This is a genomic window from Pseudomonas agronomica (assembly GCF_025917275.1).
GTDB classification, from domain to species: Bacteria; Pseudomonadota; Gammaproteobacteria; order Pseudomonadales; family Pseudomonadaceae; genus Aquipseudomonas; species Aquipseudomonas agronomica.
Map to the genome: position 1 here is coordinate 1 of NZ_JAOSHO010000776.1, position 1614 is coordinate 1614.

1 protein-coding gene is annotated in these 1614 nt (G+C 60.2%); it reads left to right on the plus strand.

What is annotated here, in order from left to right:
- Nucleotides 1–56 precede the first annotated feature (56 nt).
- Nucleotides 57–1565 (plus strand): hypothetical protein, encoded by a 1509-nt coding sequence (locus tag OC610_RS27040; protein ID WP_264432388.1) that lies wholly within the window; start codon nucleotides 57–59, stop codon nucleotides 1563–1565.
- Nucleotides 1566–1614: the final 49 nt, after the last annotated feature.

Consider the following 1614-nt stretch of genomic DNA (forward strand, 5'->3'; position numbering starts at 1 on the left):
CGGGTTATTGATTTGCCTAAGATTGACGCAAAGAAATCACAAGGAAGACCACCGTAATGCAATCGCAATTCGAGCCGTTGGTCCACATCGATTGGAAAACCCCAGGCAGCGATTTGCTCGGGCTGTTGCAGCATTACTACCCCGACATCGATGTATTCGCAGGCCCGGGGTTCGAGGCGTTGTTGGATGAGCTGTCCAACGAGATGCCCGAGGTCTGCTTCGACGCGCTGGCGCCGGTGCTGGCGAGCCGGGGTTTTGACTTGTGGAATCTGGATGCCGGCGCTGATGATTATTGGCCAGTAATCTTCCCCTCCGATCAACGCGAGGCGTTTGCCCGGCATTGGCAAAGCCCACGGGGCGAGCCGAGGTTCACGCCGATGTTGATCGAGCCGCAGGAGCCTGCCGTCACCGAGCACAAACCGGCCACGACCAAGCGTGGCAAGCTGAAGTGGTTGCAGGAAGTCCACGACTACCCTGGCCCCACTGACGTGCACGAATACAACTACCGCAGCGGCTGGGCCGCGATCACCGAACAGGACGAAGACCGCTGGCTGTGCTTTCTGATCGACTACAACCAGTGGCCGCCCGCCGAACAGGACATGCTCGAACAGCGCACCGATGAGGTGGATGGTGCAGACCTGCGGCTGATCGACGCCAACGCCCGGCGCAGCCTGTGGAGACGCCAGGTCAAACGCGGCGATTACAGCGCGGATGATCGCTTCAAATACGAGATTCGCCGGGGCGATGCCATCGAGGACTTCGGCCCTGCCGGGCTGGAGTGGCCGGCATTCGAAGAGCCCTGCGTCGTCGTAGACGATGAGATATTCGAGCGCCAGCGCATCTACGAACCCAAGCACCTGACACGAATCTGGCGGATCACGGCAGACAGCAGCGAGGTGATTTTCGAAGACTCGGACGAGCTGACTATCCTGCCTGTCGGCGGGCGCCGCTTGCTGTTTATGCAGCACAACGGCCCGAAGTGCTGGGTCTGGAATCAAGAACCGTCGCACCAGGCCATCGTCGCCAAACCAATGCCTGTCGAGGCGTACACGTTGCGGGCAGCCACGGCGTATTTGGGTGGCGATGAGATTCTGCTGTTCAGCGAAGGCGCGCGGCAGAACGTCGAGCACTCGGGTTATCAGGAGACGGTGCTGCTGGCATGGCGCTTCAATTTCATCACCGGCGCCAAATCGAAGGCGACGCTGGACGGTTTCGGCAGCGAGCTGCGCCAGGACACACGCCTGCTTGTCACACAGCCCAAACAGGTGATCACGCTGCGCACATTCCATGGGCAACTGCAGGTAGCGCGTGGGCATGGCGATTGGTGGATATGGAGCTACCGCTCCAATACCTTTGGCACGCACACACTGGCCTGGTTTTGGAATCAGCGCAGCAATGAGGTGGTGAAGCTGACCTCCAAGGACATACCACGCATCAAGCCGGAGATTCGTTTTCTACCGGCGCTGGATCGGTACCTGGCGTTCGAGGCGGATTTTGTGGCGCAGTTGCCGGGATTCGCGCAGATCCGTGAGGCCAATGGTTGCGAGATTCTGGTTTTTCAGTGAGGCGATTCTGCGGCGGCGGCGAACTCCGTGGCGAGGGAGCTTGCTCCCG